Source organism: Pontibacter cellulosilyticus, assembly GCF_014306105.1.
GTDB classification, from domain to species: Bacteria; Bacteroidota; Bacteroidia; order Cytophagales; family Hymenobacteraceae; genus Pontibacter; species Pontibacter cellulosilyticus.
The window spans coordinates 1047295-1067941 of the sequence record NZ_JACRVF010000001.1; the positions used below are offsets into that span (position 1 = coordinate 1047295).

A 20647-nucleotide genomic window follows, 5' to 3' on the forward strand; every position below is an offset into this window, starting at 1 on the left:
ATAGCATTTATAATAAGCATCTAATACTATGGGCGTTGTCTGGTGTAGCAATCTCAATGCCTTTTTCCATTAAGTTGAACTCATTATTTGTCATCTTAACAGTATCACTTTGGATCACAAATAAATTGTATCTCTCCCGATTGAAAGATGCGTTACATGTTCGGCTAATACAGTTATTGCTGTTATTTTACTCTCTATTTTTTGTAAGTATAACCTATAGCGAAAATAGCGCTGCTGCTTTTGCTGAGTTGGAATTAAAGTCTAGCATAGCTATACTACCTTTGGTATTTTTCACAATTGGTCTCCAAAGCAATCACTATTTGCAACTACTTAAAGCTTATATTTTAGGTTGTTTCATCGCTACTTCATATAGCCTGCTGTCAATAGCATATGATATCTGCATCAACAATATGCATAGAGCACCTGATCAATTATTAGGCGTCGACTGGGTCTACTTTTCGTATTTCTTACCAAAACAGATCAATCTACATTCACCTTATTTTAGCATGTATCTGGTAATGGCAATTTTTATTCTAGCATATCTATTTTGTTATGAGTATGTTAGAAAAAGAAATACCTTCATATTAAGTGCATATCTTGTGTTAATACTTTATTTTGTTGTATTCACAATAATGCTTGCCTCCAGAACTGCATTACTAGCCGGCTTTTTAATTACAGGAATATCACTACTTGCATTTCTTATTTTTAGCAGAAAAAAATTCCTGACTTTAGCATTACTCATATTAATGCCATTTATCGCTTTCAAGGCTTTTGAAACAGTGCCTTATTTAAAAAGAAAGCTACAAGACATGAGTGGTATGGAGCAAAGACAAACAGTTTGGAGTACAAGTATTGATTTAATTAGTGAAAATATTCTATTTGGGTTAGGAACAGGTGATACAAAAGATGAGCTTGTAAAAGCATATAAGAAAAACGATTATAACGAAGGTATTGAGCAAAAATATGATCCGCATAACCAATACATTCAGATAACCCTAGCATTAGGCATTGTTGGATTATTAGTTTATATTTTGATCATTTTCACTCTCCTAGCTACATCAATAAACCTAAAGAACTTACTTCTTGCTATATTTACCGTTCTGTTTGTTTTATGTGGCATAACAGAAAGTAACTTGACAACACAGAAAGGAGTAATTTTCTTTTCTTTCTTTGTGTCTCTTTTTGCAATCCTTAAAGACCAACTGAATAAACGTGCAGAAGTTTTAGAGACAAAATCAGGTGAGATTGTAGTGCAAAAGCACTAACTGTGATTAAAATTAAGTTAGGTTATATTAAAACATAACTAACTGATTTTATATAAATTAGGTATTTTTGCAAATATTTTTTTTACCATGACCGGTTTTTACAATAAATATATTAAACTCATACATTCTGCAGGGGATTTTATTGCTCTAACTGTTTCTCTTTTTGTAGCGATGGCTATTACAGCAAAAAGCACAAATATCAGTTATCCTCATCCTACAATAAGTTCACTATTTCTTCTGGTCTCGATATGGTTTCTATGCACGCTTCTACTTAAATTCTATAAATATTACCGTGTAGCGCGCACTAAAACAATATTACTTGATGCACTGAAAGCAGTGCTTCTCTATGTAGTTCTGCTTGAGGCTATTTTAAATCTCACACAAATCACAAAGTTTAACAGGGATTTCCTTATTTATCATTATTTGGCATTCGGTGTGCTTGTTTTAACTTGGAGAATCATTGTCACCTACACAATAAGGTACCTTCGTAGTAAAGGCTATAATTCAAAAAAAGTAATTATAATTGGCTACAGTAAAATTGGTGTAGAATTGAAAACCTTTTTTAATTCTCATCCTGAGTACGCCTATAAATTTGAAGGCTTCTTTGATGACAAAGTAAATAATACAGACATCATTGGAAGATTAAAAGATATTCAGAATTTTGTTTTAGAAAACGAGATCAACGAAATATACTGTAGCCCCTTTACATTAGAGAAGGAACAGATAATTTCACTTATAGACTTTTCGGACAATAATTTAGTAAGAGTAAAGTTCCTTCCAGAACCTTTTAGCTTCACTTATCAGAAGCTAAAATTAGACTATGGGGACATGCTCCCTTTTCTTGTTACAAGGTCTATTCCTTTGGATGATGTAATTAACAAAATGATTAAAAGAACATTCGATATTTTATTCTCTCTTTTTGTAATCGTTTTCTTACTCTCGTGGTTGTTACCCATTTTAGCAATCATAATTAAACTAGATTCTAAAGGGCCTGTATTTTTCGCACAACAGAGGTCAGGAATTAACTGTAAAGCATTTGCCTGTTGGAAGCTCCGCTCAATGTATGTAAACGAGCAAGCAAATTCTCAGTTTGCAAAACGTAATGATAAAAGAATTACTCCTGTGGGGGCTTTTTTAAGAAAAACAAGTCTAGACGAATTGCCTCAATTCTTTAATGTTTTAATGGGTCACATGTCTATTGTAGGTCCGCGCCCTCATATGCTGGAGGCAGATAAGGAGTATGCACTTATTGCTGAGAAGTATAAAGTGCGTCACTATATTAAACCAGGTGTTACTGGTCTTTCACAGGTTAGAGGCTATCGTGGAGACACAACTCAAAATTTTCAGGTTAGAGGAAGAATAAAGCTTGATATTTTTTATCTTGAAAACTGGTCTTTTGTATTAGATTTAAAAATTATTTATTATACTATCTACAACATCTTCCGAGGAGATAAACACGCTTTTTAAAGTAAGCTTATATCCGTAAATTTATTAATGTATAATTAGAAGCCCACAAATCTGTATATGTATAAATATGATATAGCGGCTTCTATTGTTGCTTATAAAAACAACCATGATATCATTAATGCTGCTGTTAGAAGCTTTTTAGACACTAATCTAGAAGTAGCAATATTAATCATTGACAATTCTCCCTCTGATATTCTAAAACAAGAATTAATAAATGACGAGAGAGTATTTTACAGATTTAATGGTAATAATGTAGGTTTTAGCAAAGCGCATAATCAAGGTATTCAGCACTTTAAAGATATTTGTAAATATTTTTTAGTATTAAATCCAGATGTATACTTCGATGGTATTACTTTATCAACACTTTATAACTATCTAGAGAGCCATCCTGACACAGGTTTGATTGCCCCAAAAGTATTATATCCAAACGGAGACATACAGACGTCCAGAAGACTTATCCCTAGTCCAATAGACCTATTTATCAGAAGAATGCCCTTTGGTAAGTCATTGTTTAGCAAAAGAACTGATCTAAACGAATATAGCAATTGCGATCATAATGCAGTAATTGAAGTACCTTTCTTGCTCGGCTGCTTTATGCTTTTCAGAACTTCTGCAATTAATGAAGTTGGAATGTTTGATGAACGGTATTTTGTCTATCTCGAGGATCTAGATATCTGTCGTCGTTTTACTACAAAGTACAAAGTAATTTACTACGGCCAAGCAAAAATATATCACCTTTATCAGAGAGCTTCATCAAAACATTTGAGCATGCTGATGCTGCACACTGTCTCAATGGTAAAGTATTTTAACAAGTGGGGATGGATTAGTGATAAGGAAAGAAAGAAAATAAATAAAAAAGCAGTCGCATTAATTCAAGAAAGTATAATCGAGACCCCAGTTTCATTTAGCAGAAAGTATGCAGCCACTCTCTAGCATACTATAATTCTTACAGCTTTGACACTTACAGAGTAAAAGCTTTTCCCTCTCCAGCCTCCCCTTTTCCTCAGCTTTTAGTAACTTCGCCGGCAAACTTGCATAAGTATGAGCAAAGAGAAACCATCTATACCTAAGGGAACACGCGATTTTGGGCCGGCAGTCGTGGTCAAAAGAAACTACATATTTAATACCATTAAACGTACCTTCGAGAAATTCGGCTATTTGCCTCTCGAAACGCCAGCTATGGAACAACTGTCTGTGTTAACGGGCAAGTATGGCGATGAAGGTGACCAGTTGCTATTCAAGATTCTCAACTCCGGTGATTTTCTTTCCAAAACCAAGTCAGAGGATATTGAGCAGGGATACAAGCATCTGACGCGCAAGATCTCTGAAAAAGGACTTCGCTATGACTTGACAGTGCCTTTTGCCCGCTTTGTGGTAATGAACCGTAATGAAATCACATTTCCATTCAAGCGCTACCAGATTCAACCGGTATGGCGTGCCGATCGTCCGCAGAAAGGCCGTTACCGTGAGTTTTACCAGTGCGATGCAGACGTAGTAGGTACGAATTCACTGCTCTGTGAGGCTGAGATCGTGCAGATGATCAATGAAGTTCTCACTAACCTTGGCTTAAAAGACTTCACTATCAAAATAAACCACAGAGGTGTGTTAGCAGGCATTGCTGAGGCTATCGGTGAAAAAGGCCGTGAGGGTGATATCTGTGTGGCCATTGATAAGCTGGACAAAATCGGCAAGGAAGGCGTACGTAAAGAGTTGCTGGAAAGAGGCATTTCAGAAGCAGCTATTTCTAAGCTGGAGCCGCTTTATACTCTGGAAGGCGACAATGAGCAGATCTTAGGCCAGTTACAAACTATACTTGGCGGAACTACAGAGGGAGAGCGAGGTTTAAAAGACCTGCACGAAGTATGGATGTACCTATCTGCGCTTAGAAGCCAAGCCTTAACGGCAACAAACGAATCTGGTAATCCAAGGCTGATGCTGGACGTGACACTTGCCAGAGGCCTCTCCTACTACACCGGCTGTATATTCGAGGTAAAGGTGAACAATGTAAGTATGGGTAGTATAAGCGGCGGCGGCCGTTACGATAACCTGACAGGCATGTTCGGTATGCCTGGCGTATCGGGAGTTGGCTTCTCGTTTGGCGTGGATAGAATATATGATGTGCTCGAAGAGCTACAGCTGTTCCCAGACAGCAGCCAGGTAGGTACCAAAGCACTACTGGTACAGTTTGATAAAGAGTCTGAAATGCATGCACTGCCTATACTTCAGCAACTGCGAGATGCAGGCGTTGCCTCCGAGTTATACCCGGAGCCCGCTAAGCTGAAAAAACAAATGGGGTATGCCGACCAGAAAAGTATACCTTATGTGATACTTGTAGGATCTGAGGAAATTGCCACAGGCAAACTGAAACTGCGCAACATGCAGTTGGGTGAGCAGCAGGACCTGACCATCGGAGAAATCATCAGTATTTTAACCAAATAAAAACTGCATGGGCCATGTGCACTACATCTCCAGCGAGTACTTAAGCCTGGAGACGATTGAGACCATTATCAACGAAAAGTATACGTTAGCGCTATCTGAAGATGCCGAGCAGCGGATTACAAACTGCTATAATTACCTGCACCAGAAGATAAAAGACGCTGATCGCAGCATTTACGGCATCAATACGGGGTTTGGGTCTTTGTACAGCAAAAAGATCTCCCCTGCCGACCTGGAACAACTGCAACGTAACCTGATGATGTCTCATGCTTGTGGCACAGGACCTGAGGTACCGGCTGGCGTGGTAAAGCTGATGCTGCTATTGAAAATTCAATCGCTGGCATATGGCCACAGTGGTGTGCAGTTACAAACGGTAAAACGTCTGATAGATTTTTACAACCGCGACATCTACCCGGTGGTGTTCCAGCAGGGTTCATTGGGTGCCAGCGGCGACCTTGCTCCCCTGGCGCATCTTTGTCTGCCCATGATAGGAATGGGTGAAGTACACTTTCAAGGATATAAACTAGCGAGTGAGCATGTGCTGGAGATGTTTAGCTGGGAGCCGATTGCTTTAAAGGCAAAGGAAGGACTTGCTTTGCTAAACGGCACCCAGTTTATGGCTGCCTACGGTGTGTATGTGCTTCTGATGGCGAAGCGCCTCTCACAGCAGGCTGACATGGTGGGAGCTTTATCTCTTGATGCTTTTGATGGAAGAATAGAACCTTTTAACGAACTCATTCACCGCATTAGGCCGCACAAAGGCCAGCTAGAGACGGCAGCTAACTTTAGAGAATTGTTAAATGGAAGTGAGCTGATTATAAGGGAAAAGCAGCATGTACAGGACCCTTACTCGTTCCGTTGCATTCCGCAGGTGCATGGGGCATCTAAAGACGCCATCGCCTATGCCGAGCAGGTATTTTTAACAGAAATAAACTCAGTTACTGATAACCCAAACATTTTCCCGGAGGAAGACGAGATCATCTCTGGTGGCAATTTTCACGGGCAGCCATTGGCACTTGCGATGGATTTTATGGCCATTGCGCTGGCAGAACTAGGCAGTATATCAGAGCGTCGTACATACCAGTTAATTTCCGGACAAAGAGGGCTTCCTGCATTTTTGGTAGCCGAACCAGGCTTAAATTCAGGCTTTATGATAAGCCAATATACAGCCGCATCCATCGTAAGCCAGAGCAAGCAGCTTTGCACACCAGCCTCCATCGACTCTATTCCCTCGTCGCATAACCAGGAAGACCACGTAAGTATGGGAGCCAACGCCGCCACAAAGCTATACCAGGTAGTGCACAACCTGGAGCGCGTGCTGGCTATCGAACTGTTAAATGCCGCACAGGCCATTGAGTTTAGAAAGCCTGAAAAAACGTCTCCTGTGCTGGAGAAGTTGGTAGAGGATTATCGTATTTCGGTTCCGTTTGTTTCTACAGACAGAATACTGCACAACGACATTATCAAGAGCATCGATTTTTTGCGCAGGCAAAAGGCATAGATTTAAAGTATAAAACATACATCCGGAAGACCTTGTTTGAAGTATAGCTTTAGCAAGGTCTTTTTAACTTAAATACAATAAATTGTACCTGTTGTGCTTTATTTAAGTAAATTCGATTAAGCTTATCTATAAAACATTGCTCAGAATTATACTGCACATAGCACTAGTCCTGTTGGCGCTTTCATCTTTTGCTCAAAGCAATAAGTGCTTTAAAGCCTATAACTCTTCCGGAGTAGAAATAACTACATTTTGTGTAAACCAGGAGGTGACGTTTCAGGATTGTGGCAATGTAGTACCGGATGACAAAGAATATTATGTATTTGATTACAAATCTGGCACTCAGATTCCATCAAATCCATCTCTAAATAAAAAGCACACTTACACAACTCCCGGCAAGTATAGAGTACTACAGATAGCCAACTATGGCGGCGCCACCCTTACCGATACCGTTTCGAGGGTGTTTGAAGTAAAAGCCGCACCTGCTCCCACTTTTACAGTTACAGCCTGTGCTAATAACAGTGTACAAATAAACATCACCGACAACAACTATGACAGTTATTCTATAGATTATGGAGGCGGTGGTGCTCCAGTGCAGGCACAGAAAGGACAAAACCCGATTTATACTTATGTTACAAATGGCACCTATACCATTACCTTAATCGGGACTTACACTGGTGCATCCTGTAATGGCAGTGCCTTTAAGCAGGTGACAACACTGCCAGATGCAAAGACACCAACCCTGCGCGCTCTCACGGTAAAGCAGCAAAGCACTTCCGGAGAGATACAGTTTGATATCCAGGACTTGCAGCCGGGGTTTATGTACATCATTGAACGCTGGCAAGACCCACGGATAAACTTCCAGAAGATCGATACAATTAAAAATATTACCCAGAACAGCATTACCCACACGATACGCAATGTAAATACAACCGAAGGCGTATGGTACTTGGTACGGATAGCAGATCAGTGTGGCAGCGTTATCCCCAACAGCAACTCCAGAATCATCAGCTCTATAGCCCTGGAGGCTAAATCGGGAAACGAGCAGGCTATACTTACCTGGAAAAGTATGCCAAGTGCCGATCAATATGAGATATACCGCAATAACACCCTCATCACCACTGTAGATAACAGCACCTTAACTTATACTGATCCGAGCCTAAGTTGCGGGCAAACCTATGCATATTTTGTTAAGGGGATCTCAGCTGGCGGCGGCACCTCTACGTCTGCAGCTCAAAGTGTACAGGTTACATCTACGGCTACTCCGGCTGCACCATACTTACTGGCCTCATTTAACTTAAATAATCAGGTAGAGCTAAGTATAAATCTGCCACAGGGTAAAGTAGCCCAGAAAATCGAGATACAGAAAAGTAAAAACGGGGCAGCCTTTCTAAACCTGGCAAGTACATCACAGACAGCCTATACCGATGCCCTGGCTAAGCCGGAGCCTGTTTGCTACCGTGCATCGTTTACCGACCCCTGCAACAATACTTCTCCGATAGGCAATACAGCATGCCCCGTAATATTGAAGGCCGAGCAGCAAGAAGATGGCTCAGTTCAACTTAACTGGACTCCCTATACAGGTTTCCCGGGCGGAGTGCAACAGTATACTGTAGAACTGCTGGATGCAAACGGCAATGTGATCAACTCCTTTGCTGCCGCTGGCACCAGTTACACCGACAGGGCTCTAAGCAATGAGGTGCAGATTTTACGTTACCGCATCAAAGCCACATCAACAGGCAGAGAGGTATCTTATTCAAATACAGAACAGATTGAGCAGGACCTGAAACTGTTTATTCCGAGTGCCTTTACACCCAACGGCGATGGACTAAACGATGTGCTCGAAATAAAAGGAAAATTTATCGACAGCTATACTTTAAAGGTCTATAACAGCCTGGGTAGTGTGGTTTTTCAGTCGACAGGGGCGGCCACAAACTGGGATGGCACATACCAGGGAAAGCCTTTGCCAGTAGGTGCTTACGCTTACGAAATTACAGTGAAAACAGAATTTGGCACAACCAAACGCAGAACTGGTACCATTACCTTGTTGCGCTGATCCTGAATCTGCTTTTCTACTTTAAAGTTACACGGAAAGGTACTTCTTTAAGCCCCCTCCGTGCAAAGCCCCGCATCAACTTTGCTGCTTAACCATCTAGTTAGTATGCCTGTTTACCTACTAAGAAACACTTTTAAACTTCTCTTTTCTGCTTCTGTGCTTAGCCGTACAATGTACAGGCCGTTTGGCAACTTTTCCCCATTAAGCGGAAAAACATAATCCCTGCCTGCTTCGGCATTACCTGCTGCCACAACGTTTACAATAGCACCCCTGGTATTAATAATATCTATTGTAAAATAGGCGCTTTCCGCAAGATTTAAAGTAACGTTGGCTATATGCGTAAATGAGGTTGGATATACTGAGAATGACACCAAATCCTGAACTTCTTCCCTAATAAATGGTGCGATCATATGAGACGAGGCATTAGTGCTGCAATTAGTTCCTGTATTATACTTTACCGTTACATAGTCAAATCCTGTTTTGCTGCCTTGGCTTCGGCCAGTGAGGTATACATTAAACGGTCCTGAAACCGTACTTACAATAGCCAGAGCGTTGGCTTCATCATTCTGATTTGTAACGCCATGGTACCTTCCCTCCCACAGCACTACATTACTCCCATCGTTATACATCAGGGCAACATAATCTAATCCTGTGCCTATACCTGCGCTACGCCCCGAAACAAAGATTCTATCGCCTTTAACAGAAATAGAGGTCGCCTCATCATAACTGTTCCCCGGACCATTATACTTCCATATAGTACTATGTGGCAACCCTTTAACAGGGTCAACAACTTGCGTCATGTCATCGGTATACTTTAAGGTTACAATATCCATGTTCAGCGTTTGCTCATCGCTACGGCCTGTTACATAAACATGATTATCGGCTGCTGCAATAGCCAAAGCAGCATCTCTTGCATTTGCTGTACCATTGTATCTGGCAAACCAAGTTGGGTTATTTATACCGTTACCGCTTGTATTGTAGCTAAGTGTAAGGTAGTCCATACCTGTGTCAGACTTAACACTTTGGCTGCGCCCTGTCACATATACTTTGTTGTTACTGGCTGCGATTGCCAAGGCCTCATCATCCCCGCCAACAGGCCCGTTGTACCGATGATACCAAACAGGTCCAGTAGTTTGTGAGCTTAACAAGTATTTCAAAGTAAGGTAATCCCAACCTGTGTTTATAGCGCTGCGCCCTGTCACATAAATTCCATAGTCACTTCCTTCAGGGACTACAACAAGTCCGGTTGCTTCATGTGATCCGGAATTATTACCAGAATACCTGTACGCCTTTAGAAGGGTTCCTTCATCATTATAAACAAGCGTGGTGTAGTCAAATTTCCAGTTAGATGATGATGACCCTGAATAAGAGCTTTTACCGGTTACAAATACTTTGCTTCCAACTACAGTTATAGCTACAGGTTCATCATAGCTGTTATTATGTGCTGTGTTAGTATACCTGGCCTCCCAAACCAATTTTAAGTTGACATCATATTTCAGCACCACAAAATCCATCCCGTTACTTGCAGTTTTCGATAACTTTGGCCCTGTGCTTCTTGCTGCCACATAAATATATCCTCCCACGGCTGTTAAAGCCATGCCTCTGCCTTCGCCATGGCCTTTATAATGCACAGCAATGGGGTTCCCGCCACCAGACGGGTATTTCAATGTGGTAATAGGCCCTATTCCTTTTCCGGAAGCCTGACCGGTAACATACACGTTCTCGTTAGCATCTACAGCAATGGCAGTAGCAATATCATCAGTAGTTCCGGAAACAGGCGTATAGCGATCCGACCAGCATAGTAGTCCTTGTGAGAAAATTGCACCAGGGAAAAGAAGAATAATGAAAAGACTAAGTAACAGCCTAGTCTTCAAACACATGACTTTTATATTACTTTTCATGATAAAGTATGCATGAAGTTATTTTCACTTTTCACATGCACGGCCAGGAATTGGCTCAATGAGGGGGAGAGGAAGCAAAAAGGTGAAAGTTATCAAAGTTTATATCAGCCCTAGTAGAAAAATTATACTACATTTCAACAGATGCTGGTATTATATTAATATACGCTGTAATTTAATTACGCTTTATATATAGAGTAATATTTCGTTAACTTATACTATCCTATGGTAAATCCAGCACATTTGACTGTATACAACCGGGAATATAAAATTATTTCAATTTCATATTTTCTAATATACTTAAGGAAATATGCACTAAAGCTACTATAAAAAATCTGGCTAACTTCGGTAAACCAGATATAAAACAAGGTGCCATAACAAGCATACAAAATACATGTTATGGCACCCTGTTTATCTTATAAGCCTATACTTATCGTTTCAGCAGCAGTTTTATACTTTGAGTGCCAGCGTTAGTCACAAGCCTTGCAATGTAGAGTCCCTCGTTGAGGCCCTGCCCGCTCAACTCATACTCGTAGGTGCTGCCCGCCTTTGCATTTCCAGATGCCAGTTGCCTTACCAGCCTGCCCCTGGTGTCGTAGACCTCCAAAGTATAGTTCTGGGCGTTTCCCAAGGAGAAGGAGACAGCGGTGCGCTCGGAGAAGGTGTTCGGGTAGGCCGTCAGCTGCGACCCGCCCTCAGCTGCCTGTGCTTTGCTGCCGGCTTTGGCCGCCATGCTTGCTTTTCCAGGCCTGTGGATGACGATGTTGCCCCGTTGGATGGTCGGTCCCTGATTCGAGAGATCCAGTATCTGACTAGAGCCGTTGTCGTAGACCACGCGGCTGTGGCGCTCCAGGTCCCAGACCTGGACCCGCAGCCTGTCGCCCGCGTCGTTTGCTCCCGGGCTGCCGGCGTCCGTCACCGAGAGGGTGAAGCCGTAGCGGCCCCGGCCGTCTATGGTGCCCTCGCCCCGGAAGGCGGCTTTATCTCCTGAAACCACCAGCCACTCCAGATCGGCGCTTCTTAGCCTGCCCAGCCCCTCCATGTCCAGTTGCACGCTGCCCTGGGGCTCGGTGGCGAATCTCCCGCTGTAGCGCGCGTTGAGGTTGAATCGGATGCCCTCGGTCTGGCCCGCCCCCGTCACAAAGCCCGCCTCGGGATCAAAGACAGGCATCCACTGCTCGTAGCCGGCGTTGGCGGGCTTGAGGCAGCTCTGGGAGAAGTCGAGACCGATTTGGTAGATGCCGGCCTGCTGGTAGGTGTGCTCGCCGGTGATGCGTGAGGTTCCAAGTGCGGTATAGGCTATGGAAGAGGTGCTGCCGTCGCCCCAGCTCCAGCTCACGCCGTGGTTAGCACCCAGGATGTAAGGCCGGAAGTCTGCGGTGGTACGCACCTGCCAGCCCACCCGCTTGGCCACCGGCGGCAAATATAGCCGCGCCTCTACTGGGATATTGCAAGGGTCTTCCTGCTGGCTATACTTGACAGTGAGATTATCCCAATGCGTTACAGGATCATCAATTACTCCAGCAACTATTACATTTAAGTCTTTATCTACAGTAATTCTTCTAAATTCTTGCGGAGTGACTAAACTCCAAACTTTCTGCCCATTTAATGCATTGTGTTTGTGTATTTCATTTCGATTTACAGCATTTGTGAAGTATAAGCCACCTTTTCCATCAACTGTAACATCAGTTATATATCCATCTGTCACAAAACTCCATTCCTGCTTACCGTTTTCAGAATCATAAGCAAAAATCTGCTCTGAAAAAGGATCGGTACCACGAGTATATACTCTACCCTCACTGTCAGCGATAAGGTGCTTAATAGTCAAAGTACTATTCCCTTTGCTCTCAATGGCTTGGTACCAGAGTTGATTTCCGCTTGATGCATCATATTTTAGAAGGAATGGATTTACGCTTAGGTAGTTATTTGGATCTAAAGAGTTATATCCTACAATGTAAACTCCTCCTGTTTTATCAATTGCTAAGTGTGTTACAGCGTCATTTACAGTTTTGTCGAGGACGTTGCTCCAAATTACACTGCCATCTGTACCATTATACTTTATAGTAGTTATATCATAATTTGATGCCGTATTTGATGTAGAGCCTGTAACATATACATTCCCTCTCTCATCAACTGTAAAAGCTGCAAACCCATATAAGCTTGAGGACTGGTCATTAATTTTGCTCCAAAGTACGGAACCGTTTTGACTGTCAAGTTTCACTAAATAGTCATTATAAACTATTGGAGAACCTTCACTATAAACACCAACAACATAGGCTCCACCTATATTATCAACTTTAATATCTTTAATGGTGAAACTTGTCTGCCCTATGTTACTCAAGTGCTCCCATAGCTTAGCGCCATCTGTACCGTTATACTTTATAGTGAAATGTCGCTGACTGTTATCTAATAGCTTTCGCGTACCCGTTATAAACACATCACCTTTAGCATCTACAGCCATTCCAACTATTTCATTTCGTCTACCTGCCTCTAATACGTTTAACCACTCTGTTTCTCCTTCTGCAGAATATTTGATTACAAAGGCAGAAGCTATTTCACCAGATCTTGATGTACTGCTTCCAGCAACTATAACATTGCCTTCGGCATCTGTAAGAACATCAACAGGTGAATCATAAGCAGGATCTTCACCCGAGCCAACTATAGTCCATAAGTTAGCACCGTCTGAAAACCGATGTCTGGCAAGAAAGAGATTATCAAAGTCCTTATCCTTATTTGTGCTTACCCCTGCAATATAAGCACCACTGCCACTAACACTTAATTGAAGTAAATCAACTTGAGTTTTATCCGATGGTTTAGCATACTCCCATAATTGCTGCCCTGTAAGTATGTTATATTTTACTATTACATATTCTGCACCTGGAGTGAATCCTGCTGCATATAGTCCTCCTAATTTATCTGTTTCCAGTGTCATTAGCTTACCAGCAAATGGCACCAGCCACTGTACTTGTCCTCCACCACCACCATATCGCAATAAATATGCATTTTCGCCTTGGTATCCTGCTGCAACTACACCACCACTACCATCACTAACTAAACGTTTAAGTACAATCAAGTTACTATCCAGCTTGGTATCTTGGCTCCACTGCATTGCTCCGTCGGAGGCACTATACTTTATCAAAAATGATTTAAGTATCTCTGCTGGTGCAGTGCTTGAAGCAACTGTTCCAGTAATATAAACCTCATCCCCAGAAACAACTAACTCTCCTGAATATTCTTTACCTACTATTTCGGAGTCCTGTCTCCATAATACTTTTCCGTCTAAACCACTATACTTTAAAGTAACTATGTCTGATGAGCCAAAGTGTGATGCATTTTTTGTGCCTGTAGCATAGATATCCCCTACTTCGTCAATCGCAATATCTGTTACAATGTGTTCTGCATAAGACTCAAGTTGCCCGATAAAATTTTTATCCCAAAGCCAAGAGCCATCTGAGGCACTATATTTAATAATGTAGCTAAAACCTGGCCCAGAATTAACTGCAAAACCAGATACCAGCACACCACCTATATTATCAACAAGTATTTGTTTTGGTGTATTGATCCTACCAACACTTTCCATTACGCTCCATAACAATGTACCGTTAGTACCATCATATTTGTAAATGATCATACTTGGTGGACCGTAGTTTCCTTTTATAGCCAAGACATACACATCTCCTTTATTATCTGCAACTATGTCCTCAACACTGTATCCTTGAACTGCATCGGTAGCACTGTACTGCACTTTCCACAGTTCCCTACCTTCTGGTGAATACTTTACTAATGTAGCATTCATACCAGACGAATTAATCAAGCTAGAACTAGCAATAAAAGAATTACCTGCATTATCTACAGCTAACTCAACTACGCTTATTTGACTTGGCATTTGCCCTCCATATTGTCGGGACCACTCCTCTTCCACCCTCTGCGCATATATCAGATTTGTTGTCAGCAAAAAAAGAGATGTCAGAAGCAGCCACTTGAGACCGTTCCAAATTTGTAGACTTGTTTTCATTGATGTAGAAATTTAGGATGTACCGTGTAGCAGATAGTTACTGCCAGCATACTTAAAAAAATCAGCAGATACTTCAGGCATTGAAATACCATAGCGTAAGAAGCGCAGTAGCGGGGGTGAATGCCACAGCATAGCCTCAAGGGGATTCAAAACTTTGACAGGATTCTTATTTATACTGTGACGTAAGAAAATTGTACAGGTATTTTTTAGCCATTTAGTGTGATGATATAGAGAGCAGGTATAGCTATATAATTTATGAGCAAAACAGAAAAGTAAAACGGTTAAAGTAGCACTATGCTTTTGTTCTAACGCTTTGCTTTTTATCTGATTCTTATGTTACCCCTAAAAAGCATCTACAAAAGGAGAGGGTGGGAAGCCGCGATTGCTCTCCACCCTCTATTTATTTTTTACCGTTTCAGCAGCAGCTTGATGCTTTGCGAGCTTCCGCTGGTGAGTAGTTTGGCAATGTATAGCCCTTCGTTCAGGCCTGCCCCGTTCAGCTCATGCTCTACAGGACCTCCGGTCTCCGCTGTGCCTGCGGCTACTTGCCTCACCAGCCTGCCTGCGGTGTCATATACATTTAAAGTATAGCTCTGCCCCTGATTTAGTGAGAAGGAGACAGTGGTGCGCTCGGAGAAGGTGTTCGGGTAGGCCGTCAGCTGCGACCCGCCCTCAGCTGCCTGTGCTTTGCTGCCGGCTTTGGCCGCCATGCTTGCTTTTCCAGGCCTGTGGATGACGATGTTGCCCTGTTGGATGGTCGGTCCCTGATTCGAGAGATCCAGTATCTGACTAGAGCCGTTGTCGTAGACCACGCGGCTGTGGCGCTCCAGGTCCCAGACCTGGACCCGCAGCCTGTCGCCCGCGTCGTTTGCTCCCGGGCTGCCGGCGTCCGTCACCGAGAGGGTGAAGCCGTAGCGGCCCCGGCCGTCTATGGTGCTCTCGCCCTGGAAGGCGGCTTTATCTCCTGAAACCACCAGCCACTCCAGATCGGCGCTTCTTAGCCTGCCCAGCCCCTCGATATCCAGTTGCACGTTGCCCTGCGGCTCGGTAGCCCACTTGCCATTGTAGCGCGCGTTGAGGTTGAAGCGGATGCCCTCGGTCTGCCCCGCGCCCGTCACAAAGCCAGCCTCCGGGTCATAGATCGGCATCCACTGCTCGTAGCCGGCGTTGGCGGGCTTGAGGCAGCTCTGGCTGAAGTCAAGCCCGATCTGGTAGAAGCCGGCTGAAAGGTAAGTGTGCTCGCCGGTGATGCGCGAGGTGCCCGAGGCCGTGTAGGCGATAGAAGAGGCGCTGCCGTCTCCCCAGCTCCAGCGCACGCCGTGGTCAGCGCCCAGGATGTAGGGGCGGAAGTCGGCCGTGGTGCGCACCTGCCAGCCCACCCGCTTGGCCACAGGAGGCAGGTAGAGCCGCACCTGAACCGGTATGTTGCACACGTCTCCCTGCTGGCTGTACTTAATTGTCAGAATGTCGGTGCTATTGATACTTTTACTCTGTACTGCACCAGTAACATACACATCCAACTGCTTGTCTACTACCAAGTCGACAAAACTTCCAGTTACAGTATCGGGTCTTTGCTCCCAAAGCAAATCACCATTTGAAGTATTATATTTAGCCACCGCCGGACCCGCACCCGCAACATATACCCCACCTTTACTATCTGTTTTTATAGTATAACCTATTGTATTCTCAAGTGCTTTACGCCACAATTCACTACCATCAGCAGCATTATACTTTACTATAAGAGCTTCTATGCTGCCCGCTTTCTGCCCAGTAACATAAACGCCTCCTTTATTATCAAGGGCTAACGCATTTGCTCCTGTACCTGAACCCGGAGAGTTAGTTTCTAGTCTTGACTCCCATAGGATAGCTCCATCAGAGGGATTGAGTTTTATAGTTGCAAAATCGCCATTACTTATACCTGTAACATAAACCTCACCAGCAACAGCTATCTCAATGGCTGTTGCTCTTTCAAATATGCTGCTTGGGCTGCCGTAAATCTTTGACCAGACTATTTTACCATCTTCGCTATTCACTTTTGCTATCAGATAATCAGACTGCCTTTCGCGTAACTCACCAGCAATGTATATGTCTCCAGATGCATCTAAGGCTATAGTACGTCCAATATAATTAAGGAAGGTAGTGTTATTAATGTCAATCGGCTGAATTAGAACATTATTCCAAATTGTTTCCCCAGTTTCAGCATTATACTTAATAATAGCCATTCCATCTGTTAGCCTGCCTTTTACCGAGCCCGTAACATATATCTCACCTGCATCATTAGACACAATTGCATAGCCAATATTACCCTCATCACCTATGTAACTAAAGTTCTCATCCCAAATCTTAGCTCCGTCATTTTGACTGAACTTAGCGGTATAAATAGCATTTCCTCTGTTTGTTCCTGTTATAAATATTCCACCCTGTTTGTCTATTACCATATCGTATGCAACAGCTGAATTGGCTACATCTGTTGATTGCCAAAGCAAAACACCATCCGGAGAATATTTTAAAAGGATGATACTGTTACCTAATACATTACTTGAAATATTTCCAGCTACATAGCTATTCCCTTTATCATCAACAGCAATGGCAACTGATGTTTCGTTTGACTGCCCAAGCGCGATCGGTGCAACAATAAAGTTTTCTCCGCTTTCTGTACTATAGGTTAAGATAACAGCTCCTGCCTTCGCACCTCCTGCAGGTGTTATAGCAGCAACAGTAAGTATACCCTGGTTCTCATTTAATGTGACTGCCATACCTGCTACCGCATTTCCCACATACTCCTGTTGCCATATAAGAGATCCATCAGACTTGCTATACTTTACAATCAGCACATTTCCGGTATCATTGCTTTTTCCGACTACTATTATATTACCACCAGTGTCTTGAAGCGTTTTGATTGGTGTTCCAGCAAAAAGACGCGCCCAAGCAAGAGTGCCATCACCAGAATCATACTTTACCAGATGGTTGCTGTTACTTACTCCAATCTCACTTTGAATTACAAATAACCCTTCTGAATTACTTGTAGGTAGAGAGGGTAAAGTCATGTTTTGATTACTAGAACCATCTTCTAAGCTAAGCCACAGCTGCGTACCGTCTGCAGCGTTATACTTTACAATCAGTGCCTTAGTATCAACTGTTTCAGATGAGTTCGCATGTGAGCCTGTTACGTAAATACTACCTCCATGGTCAGCTGTAACATTCAACGCCTCTTGTGTCTGTCCACCAATATCAAGCCTTTGCAGCCATTCCTGCTGGCCGGATTCTGCATTATATTTTATGATAAGAATATCTGATCTAGTGCCAGAACCGTCGCTGCTTCCTAAAACATATACTCCACCGTGGTTATCTAATGCTATGGCTTCTGGATCATCGGAGCCGTTCACTCCACCATCATATATTCCACCCCAAAGTACAGCACCATCAGCAGAGTTATATTTTGTAATTGTAATATTACTCAGAGTGCGCAAGGGCCCTCCATCTGTTGTGCTTAATACATAAACATCTCCCTGATTGTCAATTTCAATCTCCCTTGCATAGCTAAACATTCCTATTCTAAAGGCTTGCTCCCATAGTAAGCTGCCATTAGCGGAAGAAAATTTTAATGTAAGTGATTGATAACGACTATCAGAGCCTTGATTGGTGCCGATAACATAAAGTTCGCCAGCATCATCAACAGCTATTTCATCAATTTGAATATCTGGCAAAAAACTTCCAGCACTTGTGTGATAGCTGTTTACCCACCTTAAAGTGCCATCAATAGAAAACTTGGAGACCTGTATATATTTCCTGTTCTCTTCATTTTGACGAATACCAGCAGTATACAAATTACCAGATTGATCAACTGCTAAAAAATAATTTTGTAAAACATCGCTGATAGACGCATCAAATCGCTGCGCCCACTTCTCCTGCACACTTTGGGCAGAGGTTATGAACGCAACAGTCAAATAAAGTAGTGTCAGGATTAGCCATTTTAGGCTGCTCTGCGTGTGTAGGATTGTTTTCATAAATAGGTCAAATAGGACTGAAGAAAAAGTGTTAACAAGACAAGGCGCATCTAAAAGCCAACTCACGGTGACTAACGCCACGTGCACAGACCAATTAATAAGGAAAGGGTGAAGAATGTGAATCTTAGAGTGTAAAACAGTTTTAATTAATACTTACTTCCTAACTGTGTAACAGGTGCCAACACAACAACTACTACATATACATGTACGTATTATTAATGATTTAGTCATATAAATTACTGGTTAATAACTAATTAACACAAGGTTAGACAACATCATTATGTGTGCTTTTAAGTACCCGTAAAATAGCCACAATACAAGCATGGTAAACATAATGCTCGTATATTTGCAGAGATGCGCACAGGTATAGAAGTGCGTAATTCCTACATCTAAAAGAAGAAACTATGTTTGATATGTTCGGCATGATGGGCAAGATGAAAGAGGTCCAGGCCAAGCTGAAAGAAGCACAAGAGAAACTAAAAGACGTGACTGTAACCGCCGAGTCAGGTGCAGGCCTTGTTAAGGCTACTGTTAACGGGCAGCGCAAGTTGATAAAAATAGAAATCGACCCAACTATACTTAATGAAAAAGACCAGGACATGGTAAACGATTTGGTAGTAGCTGCCGTGAACAACGCCATGCTAACTGCCGGCGAACGTGCCCAGGAAGAGATGAAGAAGAGTACCGAAGGTTTATTACCGAACATACCAGGCTTAGATCTAGGCAACTTTGGCTTATAATCCGGCTCATACAGCCGTAGTTATCCTTAACTGGAACGGACTGCGGTTTTTGCAAGAGTTTTTGCCATCGGTGGTGATGCATAGCGGCAACTGCGAAGTAATCGTGGCCGACAATGCCTCTACCGATGGCTCTGTTGCTTTTCTACAGGAGCATTTCCCGCAGGTAAGGCTTATACTTCTGGACCAGAACTACGGCTTCTGCGAAGGCTACAACAAAGCACTGCAGCAGGTAGAAGCAAAGTATTACGTGCTCCTAAACTCTGATGTGCATGTACCACAGGGCTGGACTGAGCCTATACTTGCGTTGATGGAAGCCGACGAAAATATAGCCGTTTGCCAGCCCAAGATACTATCGCAACAGCACCCTGAGTTCTTCGAATATGCCGGCGCGGGTGGTGGCATGCTGGATACTTTGGGGTATCCTTTTTGCCGGGGCCGCCTATTTGAGACCCTGGAAGAAGACAAAGGGCAATACGATGACGTGCAGGAGATTTTCTGGGCAACTGGAGCTTGTATGTTTGTACGTTCCAATGTTTTTCACGGATTGGGTGGTTTGGAGCCTGCCTTTTTTGCACACATGGAGGAGATAGATTTTTGCTGGCGTGCCAAGAATGTGGGATATAAAGTAATGTACAATGGCCACAGCAAAGTATACCATGTGGGTGGCGGCACATTACACAAATCAAACCCACGAAAAACGTTTTTGAACTTCCGGAACGGCTTTGCTTTGCTGTACAAAAATCTACCTGGCAAAGAACTGATCTCTACACTTATACTTCGGGTTATACTGGATTGGATAGCGGCTTTCAGAATGGTACTTGCTGGCCAAACAAAAGATGCCAAAGCTGTATTGGATGCACACGCAGATTTGTTACGCAACAGCAGCTATTGGGGGAAACAACGCAAAAAGCACTACCATAAAGGCAATTTCCCGGCGCAAACCGGCGTTTACAGGGGAAGTGTCGTGTGGGAGTATTTTGTGCGGCAGAAACGAACGGTAAGGAATTTATAAATCCCAAACAGTGCTTCGCTCACGGCGCAAATGCTTACGAACGTTCATCCAAAAGGCCAGCATCAGGTAGATAAGCACCGGGGAGCCCATAGTCAGAAATGAAACATAGATGAAGGTAAGGCGGATGCTGCTGGTAGCAAAGCCAAGTTTTTCACCCAGCATCGTACACACACCAAATGCCTGCGATTCGATAAAGTACTGTAGCCGTTTCATTATAGTATAGTATTGGTATTTAGTGTATAAATTTATCGCA

At 42.9% G+C, this 20647-nt stretch carries 12 protein-coding genes; 8 read left to right on the forward strand and 4 right to left on the reverse strand.

The window, feature by feature from the left end:
* Positions 1 to 140: 140 nt before the first annotated feature.
* The 6 genes from H8S84_RS04600 to H8S84_RS04625 all read left to right on the forward strand — a co-directional run bounded on the left by H8S84_RS04600 (position 141) and on the right by H8S84_RS04625 (position 8722).
* Positions 141 to 1265 carry an O-antigen ligase family protein gene (locus H8S84_RS04600; RefSeq protein ID WP_187066072.1) on the forward strand — a complete coding sequence of 375 codons (1125 nt, stop codon included), beginning with the start codon at positions 141 to 143 and terminating at the stop codon, positions 1263 to 1265.
* An 87-nt stretch (positions 1266 to 1352) separates the two neighbouring features.
* Entirely contained in the window at positions 1353 to 2732 is a 1380-nt protein-coding gene (locus H8S84_RS04605; RefSeq protein WP_187066073.1) for an undecaprenyl-phosphate glucose phosphotransferase, read from the forward strand.
* A gap of 57 nt (positions 2733 to 2789) precedes the next feature.
* A complete protein-coding gene (locus H8S84_RS04610; protein WP_187066074.1) occupies positions 2790 to 3665 on the forward strand; it encodes a glycosyltransferase family 2 protein in 876 nt (291 codons plus the stop codon).
* Positions 3666 to 3773: 108 nt separating this feature from the next.
* A complete protein-coding gene (gene hisS / locus H8S84_RS04615; RefSeq protein ID WP_187066075.1) occupies positions 3774 to 5171 on the forward strand; it encodes a histidine--tRNA ligase in 1398 nt (465 codons plus the stop codon).
* A 7-nt stretch (positions 5172 to 5178) separates the two neighbouring features.
* On the forward strand, positions 5179 to 6669 hold the full coding sequence (gene hutH, locus H8S84_RS04620) for a histidine ammonia-lyase (RefSeq protein ID WP_187066076.1): 1491 nt from the start codon (positions 5179 to 5181) through the stop codon (positions 6667 to 6669).
* A gap of 136 nt (positions 6670 to 6805) precedes the next feature.
* Positions 6806 to 8722 (forward strand): T9SS type B sorting domain-containing protein, encoded by a 1917-nt coding sequence (locus H8S84_RS04625; RefSeq protein WP_187066077.1) that lies wholly within the window; start codon positions 6806 to 6808, stop codon positions 8720 to 8722.
* A gap of 113 nt (positions 8723 to 8835) precedes the next feature.
* On the opposite strand, the gene H8S84_RS04630 is transcribed toward H8S84_RS04625, so the two are convergent.
* From H8S84_RS04630 to H8S84_RS04640, 3 genes are all read right to left on the reverse strand, one after another.
* A complete protein-coding gene (locus tag H8S84_RS04630; protein WP_222621571.1) occupies positions 8836 to 10623 on the reverse strand; it encodes a T9SS type A sorting domain-containing protein in 1788 nt (595 codons plus the stop codon).
* A gap of 427 nt (positions 10624 to 11050) precedes the next feature.
* Positions 11051 to 14416 carry an outer membrane protein assembly factor BamB family protein gene (locus H8S84_RS04635; protein ID WP_187066079.1) on the reverse strand — a complete coding sequence of 1122 codons (3366 nt, stop codon included), beginning with the start codon at positions 14414 to 14416 and terminating at the stop codon, positions 11051 to 11053.
* Between the two features lie 626 nt (positions 14417 to 15042).
* Complete coding sequence (locus H8S84_RS04640; RefSeq protein ID WP_187066080.1) at positions 15043 to 18642, reverse strand: outer membrane protein assembly factor BamB family protein; 3600 nt, start codon at positions 18640 to 18642, stop codon at positions 15043 to 15045.
* Between the two features lie 404 nt (positions 18643 to 19046).
* On the opposite strand from H8S84_RS04640, the gene H8S84_RS04645 reads away from it, so the two are divergent.
* Both H8S84_RS04645 and H8S84_RS04650 read left to right on the forward strand, forming a co-directional pair.
* Positions 19047 to 19382, forward strand: a complete 336-nt coding sequence (locus H8S84_RS04645) for a YbaB/EbfC family nucleoid-associated protein (protein ID WP_187066081.1) — start codon at positions 19047 to 19049, stop codon at positions 19380 to 19382.
* Complete coding sequence (locus tag H8S84_RS04650) at positions 19372 to 20394, forward strand: glycosyltransferase family 2 protein (RefSeq protein ID WP_187066082.1); 1023 nt, start codon at positions 19372 to 19374, stop codon at positions 20392 to 20394. The genes H8S84_RS04645 and H8S84_RS04650 overlap by 11 nt, the downstream gene beginning before the upstream one ends.
* Here H8S84_RS04650 and H8S84_RS04655 read toward each other — a convergent pair.
* Positions 20389 to 20607 carry a PspC domain-containing protein gene (locus H8S84_RS04655; protein WP_187066083.1) on the reverse strand — a complete coding sequence of 73 codons (219 nt, stop codon included), beginning with the start codon at positions 20605 to 20607 and terminating at the stop codon, positions 20389 to 20391. The genes H8S84_RS04650 and H8S84_RS04655 overlap by 6 nt on opposite strands.
* Positions 20608 to 20647 lie beyond the last annotated feature (40 nt).